Annotated in this window: 18 protein-coding genes; 6 read left to right on the top strand and 12 right to left on the bottom strand. The window is 70.3% G+C overall.

Annotation, left to right across the window (positions count from 1 at the left end; translation table 11 throughout):
• The first annotated feature begins 15 nt into the window (after window positions 1-15).
• A complete protein-coding gene (locus tag BN1701_RS06115) occupies window positions 16-411 on the top strand; it encodes a PPOX class F420-dependent oxidoreductase (RefSeq protein WP_054046301.1) in 396 nt (131 codons plus the stop codon).
• 3 nt (window positions 412-414) lie between these two features.
• Here the strand turns inward: BN1701_RS06115 and BN1701_RS06110 are convergent, their stop codons facing one another.
• The 4 genes from BN1701_RS06110 to infC form a co-directional block, all read right to left on the bottom strand.
• Complete coding sequence (locus BN1701_RS06110; protein ID WP_231949504.1) at window positions 415-1,191, bottom strand: RNA methyltransferase; 777 nt, start codon at window positions 1,189-1,191, stop codon at window positions 415-417.
• A 23-nt stretch (window positions 1,192-1,214) separates the two neighbouring features.
• Window positions 1,215-1,598, bottom strand: a complete 384-nt coding sequence (gene rplT, locus BN1701_RS06105) for a 50S ribosomal protein L20 (RefSeq protein WP_054046297.1) — start codon at window positions 1,596-1,598, stop codon at window positions 1,215-1,217.
• Window positions 1,599-1,659: 61 nt separating this feature from the next.
• A complete protein-coding gene (rpmI, locus tag BN1701_RS06100; RefSeq protein ID WP_054046295.1) occupies window positions 1,660-1,854 on the bottom strand; it encodes a 50S ribosomal protein L35 in 195 nt (64 codons plus the stop codon).
• An 88-nt stretch (window positions 1,855-1,942) separates the two neighbouring features.
• Window positions 1,943-2,548 (bottom strand): translation initiation factor IF-3, encoded by a 606-nt coding sequence (infC, locus tag BN1701_RS06095; protein WP_082859677.1) that lies wholly within the window; start codon window positions 2,546-2,548, stop codon window positions 1,943-1,945.
• A 359-nt stretch (window positions 2,549-2,907) separates the two neighbouring features.
• On the opposite strand from infC, the gene BN1701_RS06090 reads away from it, so the two are divergent.
• Complete coding sequence (locus BN1701_RS06090) at window positions 2,908-3,171, top strand: DUF1844 domain-containing protein (protein WP_231949819.1); 264 nt, start codon at window positions 2,908-2,910, stop codon at window positions 3,169-3,171.
• Here BN1701_RS06090 and BN1701_RS06085 read toward each other — a convergent pair.
• The gene (locus BN1701_RS06085; protein WP_054046291.1) at window positions 3,132-3,836 is read right to left on the bottom strand and encodes a response regulator; all 705 of its coding nucleotides are present in this window, start codon (window positions 3,834-3,836) and stop codon (window positions 3,132-3,134) included. The genes BN1701_RS06090 and BN1701_RS06085 overlap by 40 nt on opposite strands.
• An 82-nt stretch (window positions 3,837-3,918) precedes the next feature.
• The gene (locus BN1701_RS06080) at window positions 3,919-5,460 is read right to left on the bottom strand and encodes a sensor histidine kinase (RefSeq protein ID WP_082860278.1); all 1,542 of its coding nucleotides are present in this window, start codon (window positions 5,458-5,460) and stop codon (window positions 3,919-3,921) included.
• A 92-nt stretch (window positions 5,461-5,552) separates the two neighbouring features.
• Between BN1701_RS06080 and BN1701_RS06075 the strand changes: the two genes are divergently transcribed.
• The 4 genes from BN1701_RS06075 (at window position 5,553) to BN1701_RS06065 (ending at window position 8,996) form a co-directional block, all read left to right on the top strand.
• Complete coding sequence (locus BN1701_RS06075) at window positions 5,553-6,887, top strand: cation:dicarboxylate symporter family transporter (RefSeq protein ID WP_054046289.1); 1,335 nt, start codon at window positions 5,553-5,555, stop codon at window positions 6,885-6,887.
• Between the two features lie 134 nt (window positions 6,888-7,021).
• Window positions 7,022-7,174: a hypothetical protein gene (locus BN1701_RS35270; RefSeq protein WP_157367785.1), complete on the top strand. Its 153-nt coding sequence runs from the start codon at window positions 7,022-7,024 to the stop codon at window positions 7,172-7,174.
• Window positions 7,171-7,656, top strand: coding sequence for a hypothetical protein (locus BN1701_RS06070; RefSeq protein WP_157367784.1), 486 nt, complete (start codon window positions 7,171-7,173; stop codon window positions 7,654-7,656). Before BN1701_RS35270 ends, BN1701_RS06070 begins: the two co-directional genes overlap by 4 nt.
• Window positions 7,653-8,996: a hypothetical protein gene (locus BN1701_RS06065; protein WP_054046285.1), complete on the top strand. Its 1,344-nt coding sequence runs from the start codon at window positions 7,653-7,655 to the stop codon at window positions 8,994-8,996. The genes BN1701_RS06070 and BN1701_RS06065 overlap by 4 nt, the downstream gene beginning before the upstream one ends.
• Here BN1701_RS06065 and BN1701_RS06060 read toward each other — a convergent pair.
• The 6 genes from BN1701_RS06060 to BN1701_RS06035 form a co-directional block, all read right to left on the bottom strand.
• Window positions 8,913-9,593, bottom strand: coding sequence for an anti-sigma factor (locus tag BN1701_RS06060; protein WP_054046284.1), 681 nt, complete (start codon window positions 9,591-9,593; stop codon window positions 8,913-8,915). The genes BN1701_RS06065 and BN1701_RS06060 overlap by 84 nt on opposite strands.
• Window positions 9,590-10,141, bottom strand: a complete 552-nt coding sequence (locus BN1701_RS06055; RefSeq protein ID WP_054046282.1) for a sigma-70 family RNA polymerase sigma factor — start codon at window positions 10,139-10,141, stop codon at window positions 9,590-9,592. Before BN1701_RS06055 ends, BN1701_RS06060 begins: the two co-directional genes overlap by 4 nt.
• A 77-nt stretch (window positions 10,142-10,218) precedes the next feature.
• Complete coding sequence (locus tag BN1701_RS06050; protein WP_054046280.1) at window positions 10,219-11,085, bottom strand: hypothetical protein; 867 nt, start codon at window positions 11,083-11,085, stop codon at window positions 10,219-10,221.
• 88 nt (window positions 11,086-11,173) lie between these two features.
• A complete protein-coding gene (locus BN1701_RS06045) occupies window positions 11,174-12,418 on the bottom strand; it encodes a phytase (protein ID WP_054046277.1) in 1,245 nt (414 codons plus the stop codon).
• A 51-nt stretch (window positions 12,419-12,469) separates the two neighbouring features.
• Entirely contained in the window at window positions 12,470-14,596 is a 2,127-nt protein-coding gene (locus BN1701_RS06040; protein ID WP_054046275.1) for a YcaO-like family protein, read from the bottom strand.
• Window positions 14,586-14,843, bottom strand: a complete 258-nt coding sequence (locus BN1701_RS06035; protein ID WP_054046273.1) for a hypothetical protein — start codon at window positions 14,841-14,843, stop codon at window positions 14,586-14,588. The genes BN1701_RS06040 and BN1701_RS06035 overlap by 11 nt, the downstream gene beginning before the upstream one ends.
• Window positions 14,844-14,923 lie beyond the last annotated feature (80 nt).

The raw sequence follows: 14,923 nt of genomic DNA, 5'->3' as shown, positions 1-14,923 counted from the left end.
CATGAGGGGAACCCGATGTCCGCGACTTTCGATGACGACACCCGCAGGCTCCTGGACGGGAGGAACTTCGCCACCGTCGCCACGCTGAGCCGCGACGGCAGCCCGCAGACCTCGGTCGTCTGGATTCTGCGGGACGAGGACACGGTGTTGTTCTCCAGCACCGCGACGCGGCAGAAGGTCAAGAACCTCATCCGTGACCCGCGGATCAGCCTGACCGTCTTCGACGCCGCGAACCCATATCAGTCGGTGGACATCCGTGGCACCGTCGAACTGATCGACGACCCGGAGAAGGAGTTGCCGCTCAAACTGTCGCACAAGTACCTCGGCCAGGACCCGATGCCCGAGTCGAACGACCTGCTTCGGCTGATCGTCCGGGTGACCCCCAGCAAGATCACCGGGTTCTCGGTGTAGGGGTCAGCCCGCGCGCAGGGCGCGGGCGCTCGCGTAGAGACAGACCGCGGCGGCCGTGGCCAGGTTCAGGCTCTCAGCAGCGCCATAGAGCGGGACCTTCACAACCGAGTCCATCTCGGCCAGAACCGCGTCATCGAGGCCGTGGGCCTCACTGCCGAAGACCCAGGCCGTCGGGGCGGTCAGCTCCCCCGCGTCCGTGGCCTGGTCCAGGTCGTGGGTGGCGTGGCCGTCGGCCGCGACGAGGCGCAGGCCCGCCGAGCGGCAGGCGGCGAACACCTCGTCAAGGGAGCGCGCGCGGATCACGGGCAGGTGGAAGACGCTGCCGGTCGACGCGCGGACACACTTGCCGTTGTGCGGGTCGACGGTCGCGCCCGCGAAGACCACCGAGCCCGCCCCCGCGGCGTCGGCGACCCGGGTGACCGTGCCCGCGTTGCCAGGGTCGGAAACTCCGACCATGACCGCGACCAAGGGACCGGCCAACTCGGTGAGCGGGCGGTCGACCAGGTCGCACACGGCGATGATGCCTTGGGGCGTAATGGTTTCCGAGAGTCCGGACGCGGCCTTGTCGGTCACGAAGGACACCGGGACGTCGACGTCCACCAGCGACGGGTTGCGCTCGGCCGCGGCCTCGGTGACGAACAGCTCGTGCACCCGGCCGAAGGCCAGCGCCTCCCGAACAGCTTGGGCGCCCTCGACGAGGAATCGCCCGGCCTTGTCGCGGCCAGCGCGGCGGGTCAGGGCACGCGCGGAAGCGACCCGAGGCGTTCGTTCGGTGAACACCTCGGGCCGCTGGTAACGCGTGTTCAGGAAGCGGCCTCGGCCTTGCCCTGGGTGCCCGCGTTGGCGCGCGCGATCTCGACCAGCGCGGTGAACGCGGTGGGGTCGCTGACAGCGAGCTCGGCGAGGATCTTGCGGTCGACATCGACGCCGCCGACGCGCAGGCCCTCGATGAAGCGGTTGTAGCTCATGCCGTTCTGACGAGCGGCGGCGTTGATCCGCTGGATCCAGAGCTTGCGGAAGTCACCCTTGCGGGCACGGCGGTCCCGGTAGGCGTAGTTCAGCGAGTGGAGCACCTGCTCCTTGGCCTTGCGGTACAGCCGCGAGCGCTGGCCGCGGTAGCCGCTGGCGAGCTCGAGAGTCGTGCGGCGCTTCTTTTGGGCGTTGACTGCCCGCTTGACGCGTGCCACGGTTCCGTCCTGTCGATCTAGTGGGCGGGGTCAGCCGCCCTGGGTGGGCAAGTAAAAGGGGTCAGCGGGCGAGCAGCCGGTTGAGGCGCTTCTCGTCGACCTTGGCGACCTCGGCGGTGCCGGAGAGCCTGCGGGTCACCGAGGTGGGCTTCTTCTCCAGCTTGTGGCGCAGCCCGGCCTGCTGGCGGCGCAGCTTGCCCTTGCCGGTGATCTTGACGCGCTTGGACGCACCGGAGTGGGTCTTCATCTTCGGCATGTTCTGATCCTCGTCTCGTGCCGTCCCGAGCCGGTGGGGCGCTCGGGGCGGCAGCCTTCGGGGGTACTTCGTCGACCGGTGGTACCGGTCAGGTCAAGTCCTCAGGAGAGCTCTCGATCGGCTCTTCGGAGTCGTCCGCCGAGGTCACCTTCGGCTTGGGCTTCACGTTCTTGTGCGGTGCCAGCACCATGATCATGTTTCGGCCGTCCTGCTTGGCGGACGACTCCACGAAGCCGAGCTCCTGAACGTCCTCGGCGAGCCGCTGGAGCAGGCGGAAGCCCAGCTCCGGGCGGGACTGCTCGCGGCCGCGGAACATGATGGTGACCTTGACCTTGTTCCCGTGCTCGAGGAAGCGCACGACATTGCGCTTCTTGGTCTCGTAGTCGTGGGAGTCGATCTTCGGTCGGAGCTTCTGCTCCTTGATGACGGTGAGCACCTGGTTCCGCCGGGACTCGCGGGCCTTCTGCGCGCTCTCGTACTTGAACTTTCCGAAGTCCATGAGCTTGCATACCGGCGGGCGGGCCTGCGGGGCGACCTCCACGAGATCAAGGTCCGCTTCCTGCGCGAGTCGGAGCGCGTCCTCGATGCGGACGATGCCGACCTGCTCGCCGTTGGGTCCGACAAGTCGGACCTCCGGCACGCGGATGCGGTCGTTGATGCGTGTCTCCGTGCTGATGGGGCCTCCTCGGTCCATGAACAATTCGTGCGCGAGTGAGGTCCCCTGAACTGCGTCGAGCCCCGTCTGCCTGATGGCATACGGGGCCCGCTTCCGACCGATCGCTCGACGCACGCGCCGAGATACAAGACATGACACGACTGAATCGTGTCTTCCTGGTGACCGGACCCGGCCGCCTCGCGGTGACTCGGGTGGGAGCGGGGGCTCCACTTTGCCGCCCCCGAATCAACGGGGGCTGGTCGCACGTGGAATGGTAGCAGATCGTGAACGACGGCTTTGACACCCCTGATGCCACCACCGCCCGGCCCGCCTCAGATGAGAACGAGCGGGACCTGGCGAGTATTCCTAGTGTGGAGGTGATCAGCCGGGCCGCGGTCATGCTGATGTCGGCCTCCGCAGAACGACTCGGCCTGGCCGACGCCGATCCGGACAGTAGCCCCCACCGGGACCTCGACGAGGCGCGCAGGCTGATCACGGCGCTCGCGGGCCTGGTCACGGCCTCGGTGGAGTACCTCGGCCCGCACGCCGCGCCGATCCGTGACGGTCTGCAATCGCTGCAGCGCGCGTTCCGGGAGGCCTCGGCGTTTCCGGACGAGCCTGGTCAGGGGCCTGGGGAGAAGTTCACCGGACCGGTCTTCTGAGCCCATTGGTAGACGACCTCGGGGCGGCCGACCGTGCCGTACCGGGGTCGCCGGACGACTTGGCCCTGGTCGGCGAGGAATTCCAGGTAGCGGCGGGCGGTGACGCGGGAGACTCCCACCTCGTCCGCGGCGGCCGCGGCGGACAGGCCGTCTTCGGCTGTTCTTACCGCGCTGATCACCAGGTCGAGGGTTGGGCCGCTCATTCCTTTGGGGAGTACGGCGCTGTCTGATCCTCGTAGCGCGCCGAAGGCTTCGTCTACGTCGGATTGGGCGGCGGCTTCGCCGTGGCGGACGTGGTCTCGGAAGCGGGCGTAGCCTTCGAGTTTGTCTCGCAGGCCTGCGAAGGTGAACGGTTTGAGCAGGTATTGGACTACGCCTGCTGAGACCGCGGCTCGGACGACGGCCAGGTCGCGGGCTGAGGTCACGGCGATGACGTCTGCCCCGTGCCCCGCCGCGCGCAACGCCCGTACGACGTCGAGACCATGCCCGTCCGGCAGATAGAGATCGAGCAAGACGAGGTCGACTGGGCCTGTGTCCAGGAAGCGCAAAGCGGCTCGTCCGGAATGCACGACGCCTGCGACGGCGAAACCGGAGACTCGCTCTACATAGACACGGTGGGCTTGGGCTGCTACCGCGTTGTCTTCTACTACCAGCACGGAGATCATCGCGGGAGCCTTCGTGCGGCGGGGTGCCCGTTTGGGTGGTTCTGTTGTGCCCCTTGCGTTCTGTGCGTGGCGGGTTGTTTGATCATCGTGGTACTCGGACTGTGAAGACGGCGCCGCCGCCGATGTCTTGTCCTGCTTCGACGGTTCCGCTCGCCCGCCGGACCGCCTGACCGACCAGTGCCAAACCCAAGCCCCGTGCGCCTCCGGGCTTCGTCGACCAGCCACGTTCGAACGGTCTGGAGCCGTCGGGCAGACCCCCGCCGCTGTCGGCTACGCGCAACACAAGGGTGTCTGTGGATGTCCTCGCGCTCACTCGTACCCACCGTTCTTCACTGTCCGCCGCCGCGTCCACGGCGTTGTCGATCAGGTTGCCAAGGATGGTCACCAGGTCGCGGGCGGGGATTTCCAGGTCGGTGATCTCGGTGTCCGGGTCGATGATCAGGTCGACGCCGCGTTCGCCGGCGTCGGCGGCCTTTCCGAGCAGCAGCGCGGCGAGTACCGGCTCCGCGACGGCGCCGACGACCTGGTCGGTGAGGCGTTGGGCGATGGCCAACTCGTCCGTGGCGAACTCGACGGCCTCGGCCGGGCGGCCCAGTTCCACCAGGGAGACGACCGTGTGCAGGCGGTTGGCGGCCTCGTGGGCTTGGGCGCGCAAGGCTTCGGCGAAGCCGCGCACGGTGTCGAGTTCGCCGGTGAGGGCCTGGAGGTCGGTGCGGTCTCGCAGGGTCACCACGGTGCCCATGGAGTTGCCCACGGTCGAGGAGTTGACCACGAGGACCCGGGTCTCCGTCAGGTGGAGTTCGTCGCGCATCTCGGTGTCGCTGAGCAGGCGCTCGACCATCGCGTTGGGCAGGCCGAGTTCGTCGACCCGCTTGCCTTCGGCGTCAGCGGGGAGGTCGAGCAGGGTGCGGACGCCGTCGTTGCACAAGGTCACCCGGTGGTCGCGGTCGAGCAGGACCAAGCCCTCGCGGACGGCGTGCAGGATCGACTCGTGGTAGCCGATCACCCGGCTCAGGGCGGCGGGGGCCAGGCCGCCGGTCTGTCTGCGCAGCCTGCGGCTGACCAGGTAGGTCGCGGTGGCGCCGAGGATCAGGACCAGGGCGGCGGCCAGGATCACCGGCAGCAAGCGGTCGGCGACATCGGCGCTGATGGCGCTCAGGGTGATTCCGGCGCTGACCAGGCCGACGACCTGGCCCGAGGCGAAGACCGGGACGACCGCGCGGACGGACGGGCCGAGGGTGCCGGTGTAGGTCTCGGTGAAGGCCCGACCGGCGCGCGCCTCCTCAATATGGCCGAGGAAGCGGCCGCCGATCTCGGACGGGTTCGGGTGGGTGAACCGGACGCCGTCGGGGGACATGATCGTGATGAAGTCGACGCCGGTGTCGGCGCGCACCCGCTCGGTGTAGGGCTGCAGGATCGCGGTCGGGTTCGACCCGCGCACCGCCTCGGTCACCGTGGGTGCGGCGGCGATCGCCTTGGCCAGTGCCAGCGCCTCGGCGGTGCTCGATTCCTCGGCCCGGTCGGCCACGTCCGCCCAGGCCAGGGCCGCTCCGACAGCCACGAGCAGGCCGACGATGACCACCTGGACGACCAGGAGCTGCCGGGCCAGACTCCACTGCTTCATGCCCATCAGTGTGAACGCTATGAACGCAATGGTGACCCCGCCCACACCGGACGGGACGGTGATCGGCACAGTCCTCGAGAAAGGCCCCCACCGTGTCGACTCTCCGCCGAGATCGGACCCACTATCTCTATCTCGCAGTCATCGCCGCCGTCGTGCTCGGCGTCGCGGTCGGCCTGTTCGCTCCCGACTTCGCCAAGTCGCTCAAGCCGCTGGGCACCGGGTTCGTCAGCCTGATCAAGATGATGATCAGCCCGATAATCTTCTGCACGATCGTGCTGGGCGTCGGCTCGGTCACCAAGGCCGCCAAGATCGGCAAGGTCGGCGGGCTGGCCTTGGGCTACTTCCTGGCGATGTCGACCGTGGCGCTGGCCATCGGCCTCATCGTCGGCAACGTGCTGCACCCCGGCGACGGCCTGGCCATCACCGACGCCGTGCGCGCCAAGGGCGAGGCGCAGGTCAAGACCGCGGAAGGCACCACCGAATTCGTGCTCGGGATCATCCCGAAGACGCTGGTGTCGGCTTTCACCGAGGGCCAGGTGCTACAGACCCTGCTCATCGCCCTGCTGACCGGGTTCGCCTTGCAGGCCCTCGGCCGTCGCGGCGAGCCGGTGCTCCGCGGTGTCGGGCACATTCAGGGGCTGGTGTTCAAGATCCTGGCGATGATCATGTGGGTGGCCCCGATCGGCGCGTTCGGCGCGATCGCGGCGGTGGTCGGCGAGACCGGGGTGTCGGCGCTCAAGAGCCTCGCGGTGATCATGCTCGGCTTCTACGCGACGTGTCTGGTGTTCGTCGTGGTCGTGCTCGGGCTGCTGCTGTGGCTGGTGGCGCGGGTGAACCTGTTCTCGCTGCTGCGCTACCTCGGCCGCGAGTTCCTGCTGATCCTGTCGACGTCGTCGTCGGAGGTGGCGCTGCCGCGGCTGATCGCGAAGATGGAGCACCTCGGTGTGAGCAAGCCCGTCGTCGGCATCACGGTGCCCACCGGGTACTCGTTCAACCTCGACGGCACCGCGATCTACCTGACCATGGCCACCCTGTTCGTCGCCAACGCCATGGGTTCCCCGCTGGGCGCGGGCGAGCAGATCTCGCTGCTGATCTTCATGATCATCGCCTCGAAGGGCGCCGCGGGCGTAACCGGCGCGGGACTGGCGACTCTGGCGGGCGGCCTGCAGTCACACCGGCCGGACCTGGTCGACGGGGTGGGTCTGATCGTCGGCATCGACCGTTTCATGTCCGAGGCGCGGGCGCTGACGAACTTCGCGGGCAACGCGGTCGCCACGGTGCTGATCGGCACGTGGACCAAGGAGTTCGACCATGCGCAGGCAGCTCGGGTACTCGCAGGGGACGAACCGTTCGACGAAGAGTCACTCGCCGATGACCAGCAGGAATCGGTGCCAGAACCTAGGCACGAACTGGCTTCGCGGCCGTAGCCCGCAGGGTCATTGCTCGTTGAATCATCGAACCGCCCGCGCCTGATGCCCCCAGCCGGGCGGTTCGGTATGTCCAGGTCACGAATGCGGCACTGTGCCCCGGCCCGCGCGTGTCCGTCGGCTAGCGTCCGCCCGTGACTACGACGGAACCGCGCCCAGCGGCGCTCGCGGTGGCGCTACTCGCGCTACCCGCCGCCGCGACACGGTTTCTGCCGCCTGCCGGGGTCGGGCACGAGTTCGTTCCGGTCATCGGCGTGGTCGGCATCCGCGCAAGGCTCTCGTGGTGAGCGCGATCGCCGTGGGGACATCGGTGCTGGTGATCGCACCGCTCACGGCGAGCCTGTTCGCCACGGTGACGGCAGCTGTCATAGTCGCGGCGGCCGCGACGCTCGGCCCGCGGTTCGTCCTGATGATCGCCGCCGCCATGGCGACGCTCGCGGCGATCGCCGTGCACCACGCCAACGGCGGCGACGAGTTCTGGGGCCGGACCGCGATCCTGCTCATCGTCGTCGCCGTGTTCGCGGGGGTGGGCGCGAGCTTGCCTGGGGTCGCGAGCGGCCTCGTCGGCGTCACGCTCGGCTTCACCGTCACCGCCGTCGGCGCACCCTGGGTCTCGCCGGGGCGTGTGAGCATGTGGTCAGTCGACTGGCCGCCGATCGTCATCCTTGTCATCGTGGCGGCCGCGCTGGTGGCGCTGCCCTGGCTGAGCCGACCACGCCCCAACAGCTCCGCGGAGAGCACTCCCAGAATGGAAACGGTCAGCGGATGACCTCGACCGAACCGCGTCAGTCCCACGCCGGACTGGCCGCCGTCGCCCTGCTCGTGCTGCCCGCGGTGGCACTCCTGCTGCTCATGCCCGCGCCGATCGGGATGACGGGACTGAACCCGCCCTGGTTCGTCCACGCCGCCGCCCCGGTCGCGGCCCTCGTCGGGGTCGCGGCGGCGTGGGCGTGGCCGCACGTCGGGTGGCGCTGGGTACTCCTCGCCGCTTCCATGTGCTGGCTAGGGGCTGGGATCGCCGAGCCCTATACGTCGGTGGTGTTGGCGCTGTCGAGCGCGGCAGGCCTGCTGACCCTCGCCGGTGGCCTCGGCGCGGCGGCCTGGATCGGCCGGTCGGGGGCGTGGGCACTGGGCGCGGCCGTCGCGGGCACTGTCCTCGGCGCCTATGTCGTCGCTTCGGCGGTGCGCTGGGTCGAGCTGCTCTATATCGCACCCGGGCAGCCCCTGCTGCCTGTGGTCGCGGGCGTGGGGATCCTTGTGAGCGCGGTACTGGTGGGGCTATCGCGCCGGGCCGCTCCAGAGCCGCGCCCAGCGGTCCCGGTGCTCATCGCGAGCATCGTCGCATCGCTTGTCCCAGTCGCGTTCGCGGTGACCGACCAGGTGGGCCTCCCGCTGATCCAGGTTGGCGGCGAGGGCATCGCGGACTGGGTGCGAGCCCGCGGAATCGTGGGGCTGGTGGCCGCGCTCGCGGTGATCGGGGTGTCGGCCATCGCGGGCGCGCGCTTCGTCGCCGGTGTCGTGGTCGTCGGTGGCCTGGTCAGCGCGTCGGCCGTGCTGACGACCTTCATCGAATTCGACAACACGCCGATACTGGGTTCGCGGCCCGTGGAAACCGTGCTGGTATACCCCGGGGTCACCCTGTCGGTGTGGCTGCTCATGACACTGGGGCTCGCGCTGGGTGTCGCGGCCGCGTTGCCGTTCCGCAGGCAGGTGGTGGCCTCGGTCGGGGTCGCGATCAGCGCGGTGGTGGTCTATCTGGGGATAACCCAGGCCGTCGATGAGCGCCTGTGGGTGCGGGCAGCGGTGGTGGCGTTGGTGTTCGCCGTGGTCGCAGGGGCGGGCGCGATCGGCGCCGGGGCGGCCACCGGGGTGGTCGGGGTGATGCTCGGCTTGGCGGTCCCCCAAACGGCCCTGCTCTGGCAGCCGCGGTTCCCCGAGCCGATCGCCGTCATCCATCGGTACCCGTTTTGGACCCCGGTGCTCTCGCTCGCCGCCGCCGCGGTCGGGCTGGCGGTCCTGGCCTGGCTATACCGAGGCCGAGACGATGCGCCTGCCGTCGGTGGTGACGACCTCGACCGCGGCGACGTCGTCGGGGTCGATCAAGGCTGAGCCGTCGAGGCTCGTCCCGTCCCGGGCGCCCTTCTCCGACACCAGCCAGCTGCCCGCCAGCACCGACTCGCCGCCCGACTTCGACACGACCCTCAGTTCGCAGCGCGCGCCAACCGGGGCGCCCTTCACCATGGCGTTGACCCGGACCCAGCCCGCCTGCGGCACCAGCTTCACGCTCATCACCGCGCCGGTGTCCGGGTCGGTGGCCGCACCGGCCCGCGTCCCGGGAACGGTGGTGGGCGGCGGCGCGGCGACCGGCTCGGGGGCGGTGGTCCGGCCCGCGAAGAACGCCCCGCCGAGCGCCACGGCGGCCAGCACGGCCACCCCGGCGGCGACCAGACCGCGGCGGGGCGCGCTCTCGCTGCTCATCTTGCGCAGCGTGCGCTGCAGGACCAGGTCGCTGTCCGGCGGACCCTCCAGGAACGCCTCGGGCGGGATCTCGTCGAGCGAGCGGCGCAGCGCCAGCAGGTCGTCGACCTCGTGGCGGCAGTCGGGGCACTGGGCCAGGTGGGCGCGGACCTGGTCGGCCTCGCGCTGGTCGAGGACGCCGAGGGCGAAGGCGCCGAGCTGCTCGCGGTCGTGCTGGAACGCGGTCACCTCGTCACCTCCCTCTCGCCTGGACCCATCACGCCGCGCAGGGCCCGTAACGCGTGGTAAGTCCTCGATTTCACGGTACCCGCCGGAATTCCGAGCGCCTGCGCGGCTTCGGCGACCGACCGACCCCGGTAGTACACCTCGACCAGCACGTCCCGGTGTTCGCGGGACAGGTGGTCCAGCGCGCCGAGGACGGCCATCTCGTTGACGACGCTGTCGGCGTGGTCACTGTCGGCTCCCGGCGCGTCGAGCGGTTCGCCGACCTCCTGGGGGCGGGCGGCCCTGGCGCGGACCCGGTCGGTGACGATGTTGCGGGCCACGGTGAGCAGCCAGCCGCGCGTCGAGCCGCGGCTCTCGTCGGCCAGGGTGTCGGCGTGCTTCCAGGCCCGCAGCAGGGTCTCCTGCACGATGTCCTCGGCGGCGGCCCGGTCGCCGGTCAGCCGGGTCGTGTAGGCCAGCAGCGCCTTGCCGTGTTCGCCGTAGAGGAACCGGACGAAGTCCTCGCCGGGGACCTGCTTGCGGCGGCGCGGCCGAAACCCTGGGATCGTCACCCCTGCCCTCACCCGCCCTCACGTCGCCCCAAGTGGCGCCGAGGGTAGCGGAGAGGGCCGGGGTGGACATCCTGGCCTCAATAGCCGGAGGCCGCGGCCGCGGCCTTCTTGCCCGCGGGGGTCGTGGCGAACCAGGTGCCGCCGACGCCGTGTCCCTTGGCCTCGCCCGGCGCGGTGTCCTTGGCGAAGCGGTAGAGCGGCCAGCCGTTGAGAGTCAGCTGCCTGCTGCCGTCTGCCCGCACGACGGTGCCGACAATGGCCTCATCGATCCCCTCGATGTCGACGCTGTCCTTGGCGAGCACCGGCGGCCACGCCTTCGCGCAGTCACCGTCGCAAGAGGACTTCGACGGCTTCGCCTTGTCCTTGTCGAACCGGTAGAGCGTGTACCCCTTGGCGTCGACCACGCCGGTGCCGAGGTCGGCGATTTCCTTGGCGGTCAACCGAACCGCGTCCTTCTCGACCTCGGCGACGGCTTTCTTGCCCTCGGGCGTCGCGGCGAACCAGGTGCCACCCACGCCCTGCCCCTTGGCCTCGCCCACCGCCTTGTCCTTGGCGAAGCGGTAGAGCGGCCAGCCGTTGAGGGTCAGCTGCCTGGTGCCGTCGCCGCGCTCCAGCGTCCCGATGAGCTCCTCGTCGACCCCGTCGGCGGCGATATCGGTGTCGCCCGCCAGCGCGGGCGGCCACGCCACGGCGCACTCACCGTCGCAAGTGGACGTAGGCGGTTTGGCTTTATCCTTGTCGAACCGGTAAAGCGTGCGCCCTTCGACATCTGTGACAACCGCGCCCAGCCCCTCGATATCAGCCGCGGCGAGCGTGACCTTGGCGAGGACTTCCGGCGCCGCGACGGGCGCGCCTGCGGTCTGCTGCCCAGCGGTGCACGCCGACAGGGCGAACACGCCGATGACGGCGGAAGCGGCGAACGCGGTGACGCGGATGCGGTTCATGCGGTGACCTCCTGGGCTGTGTGCTTCGACATCACACACACGGACCCGCACCCGCGCCGGTTCACGAGATGGTCAAGATTTCTTGAGGCTAACCGAGAACCGAGGCCACTCGCTCCCACCGGACCAGCTTGAAGTTGGTGTCGGGGCGGTCCGACGGCGTGTTCTCGCCGTCGTGCACGACCAGCAGTCCGTGCGGGAACTCGGGGCCGAGCGACTTCGTCGTCACCGCGGCACCGTCGCTGTGCCGCACGCCGTCGAGCACACCGTCCCCGACGGTGAACCCGTTGCGGTACACCAGACCCGTGCGCGTCGGGGTGAACGCCGCGAACGTGTTGTCACCCTGGCTGGAGGCCAGCAGGACCTTGCCGAACCGGGTGTGGGCGACGGTCAGCCCCTCCGCGTCGGCCGTCAGGTACTTGCCAGCCGACGGCGACTCGGGCCCGGTGAACACGCACTCCTCGGTGACCTCGTCGAACACCGCGGGCCTGCCGAACTCGCGCACGCGCTGCACCAGTTCCGGGCGGCCGAGGCCCCAGCGCAGCGGGATCCGCCAGATGCCCACGTCCTCCTGCGCGGCGTAGACGACGTCACCGTCGACGACCATGCCCTCGACCTGGGGTCGCTCCCCCGGCTCGGCGCACGGCGCCCACGTCCCGCCGTCCACGGCGAAGGCGGCGGGCAAGTCGACCGTGTCGACCTGCCGGTAGGTGATCCGGCCCGCGCCGTCGCCTGCCAAACGGAACAGGCCGACCCTGGTCTCGTGCCTGCGGCTGGCCACCACCCACGGCGCCCCGCCCGCCGGGTCCGGCCGGACCGCGATGCCATAGGCGGTGCGCTGCTCCTCGATCTCCGCCTCGGTCGCGCTGAACACCCTCGGCGGGGTGGCCGTGGTGACGTCGGTCAGGACGTGCGCACCCGCACCCGCGCCGCGCGGGTCGATGGCGTAGATCCGCAGCCGGTCGAGACCGCGGTCGGACACCACGGCCAGGTCGAGCGTGCGGCCGCCGATCCGGGCACCCGCGACGATGTCGACATTGTTGAACCGGCCGCCCTCACCGGTGGCGATGTGCTGCAGTTCGCGGCCCCGCAGATCGACGACGGTCAGACCGCCGTTCTTCAGGGTGCCGACGACGACGCTGGCACCGGGCCGGGTCGGGTTGACCCAGATCGCGGGGTCGTCGGCGTCGGCGTCGCCGCCCGCCTCGTCGTCGTAGTTGGACGCTGTCTCATACGTGGCGGTCACGCCGGGGAGGTCGGCCGACGCCGGGGCGACCGCCACCGACAGCACCGCACCCGTGGCCAGGACCACCGCTAACACCTTTGTCAATCGCATGGGCGTGAGCCTTCCCAGCGCTGGTGACCACAGGCTGGACGCTGGGTGAACTCACCAGATCGGGTGGACCTGCCTGCGATGCGGCGGCAACAGCTTGTCCCGCAGTCGGGCCACCGGCGAGCGGTCGTTGCCGAAGCCATAGCTGATCGGCTGCAGGTCCGGACTCACCGCCCGCACCACCCGGAACGGGCCCATCGCCACGTCCGCGCTGGTCACGTCCACGATCGCGACCCGAATCCCGGCCTCACCCAGGACGCCCGCCAGGTCGGGGACCGACGTCTCCGGCACCGGCTCGACGAGATCACGCAGGCGGGAGGTGCCGCCGCAGCGAATGCGGTCGAAGGCCTCGACGCGGTTGGCGGGGAAGTAGTAGGCGGCGTGGTCGAGCATGTTCCGCACGTCCTCGGCGTGCTTGGGCACGGGGTGGGCCCGGTCGCGCAGCAGGGTCGCCAGGTGCGGCGCGGTCTGGGCGAGTTCCATCAGCGCGGCCCGGATCGCGGCCCGGGGCGAACGGTCGGCGCCCAAGCCAAGCGTCACACCGGGCCAGCGGCGACCGTCACCCAGCGACAAAGCAACCGCGGTGACCCCGTACGTGCTGGTCGGCAGCAGATAGACCTCGACGCCGGGCCCCTGGACACGCAAGGCGTCCACGATGGCGCGAAGGTCGACGTCGAGGGTCTCGTCCAGGTCGACATAGCGGCCTTTGGCACCGGTGAGCCAGGCGGCCATCATCGCGTCGCGCTCGACCAGTTCCAGGACCGCGCGGGCGGTGGCGGACTCGGCGTCGGTGCCCGCCGCCAAGCCGTTGGACGTGCCCTGGCTGATCAGGTGCTCGGGCAGCAGCGTCATCGACAGGTAGGTGAAGACCGCCGGGACCCACACCGACCGGTCGGTGCCCAGCCACTTGCCCCGGACCCACGGATGGTCGACGCGGCGGTCGAACGCGGCGAACTCGAAGCCCGCGCGCGCATAGGTCTGCGGCTCGTACAGCGGGAACTCACGCGGGTCGAGCACCTCGCCGTCGAGGTCGGCGGGCCGGGCCCAGACGATCCGGGCGCCATCGGGCAGCGACGGCGCGTACCGCTCGATCGCCTCCCCCACCGCCGAGACGATGGCGGCGCAGCGGGTGGCGCCCTTGCCCCAGCCGATCGGCAGCGCGCGCGGGACGCCGTCGGCGTCGAGGCGGTGCGGCGGTGCGGCGGTCGCGACGAACGGCAGGTCGGGCCCGGTGCCCAGCGGCTGCTTGAGCGAGATCCACGGGATCACGCCGGTCAGCGGGTCGACCCAGCCCGCCAGCGACTCCAGCAGCAGGGCCGGGTCGTCTTCGGTGGGCAGGCCAACGGTGCCCAGCCCGTCGGCGCCGCCGCAGACGTCGCAGTCGGGCAGCGGGATCACCCGGTGCCACAGCACTTCGCCGTCGACGACCTCGGCGAGGTGGTCGGCCAGTTCCTTGCCGCCGTCGCCCAGCAGTTCGATGATCTTGTCAAGTTGAGGATCGCTGACGTCGAGGAAACCCGCGACCGTGCCCTGGCTGCCGGTGCGTTCGATGTCCTCCGCGGCGACGGTGGTGGTCTGGTCCGGATCGGACACCGCGACGGTGCGCTCCGGGTCCGCGATGATCCGCTTGACCTCGTCCGCGGTCACCCGCGTGGTGCGTTCGTCCTCAGGGATCATCGAACCCGGCGGGACCGCGGTGGTGCGGTCCGGGTCGTCGTCGCGGACGACCTGGGTCTCCTCGGGATCGGCCGCGCGGGCGGTCTTGACCGCGACGGCGAGGCCGGGCAGCGGGCGGGAGTGTGGGGCGGTGGTGTGGGTCACGCGTGGGGTGGCGGTTCCCCGCGACGCCGCGGCGGCCGCGATCCGGCGGCTGCGGGCGCAGGCGCCGCACCCCGGACTCCCCGGCGTCGACAGCGGCCCGACCAGAGCGCGCTCACCGTCGAACAGCACCGCGACCGCGGGCAGCCGCGCGGACCGCGCCCACCGCCCGAACTTCGTGACCGAGGGGTCGCCGTCTGCGATGAACACGGCGAGCTTGGCCGCGGGCGGCACCGGGCGGCCGGATCCGGCATAGACCACCACGCCGTCACCGGACTCGCGCGCCAGGCGCGTGGTCAGTGACAGCGCGGGGTCCGGTCGGGTCGGGGCCCGGTCCGCCTGGATGGCCTGCTCAGCCCGCACGCACCCGCCCCATCTCCTTGGCCGTGGCCTCAATGGAGCGGGCCGCGAACTCGACCTGGTCGACCTGCGCCTGCATCACGTCGAGGCTGTGCGCGACGAGCTTGTACTCCGCCGGGGTGGTGATCCCTTTGAGGATCTCCCAGAAGCGCAGCTTCTCGTCGTCATCGCCGCCGAGCAGCGACAGCAGCGCGGCGGTGTTGCGCTGGAGCTTGATCACTCTGGCTTCGAGATCCCTGGTGTCTGGCATGGCGGCCTCCCTGATTGCCTACCTCGGTCATGAGGAAGGAGTCGGCAACCAATCGAGGGATACATTCTCCACCCGAATCA

This window comes from Alloactinosynnema sp. L-07 (assembly GCF_900070365.1).
GTDB lineage: Bacteria > Actinomycetota > Actinomycetes > Mycobacteriales > Pseudonocardiaceae > Actinokineospora.
This window is presented reverse-complemented; position numbering and strand designations above follow the sequence as displayed.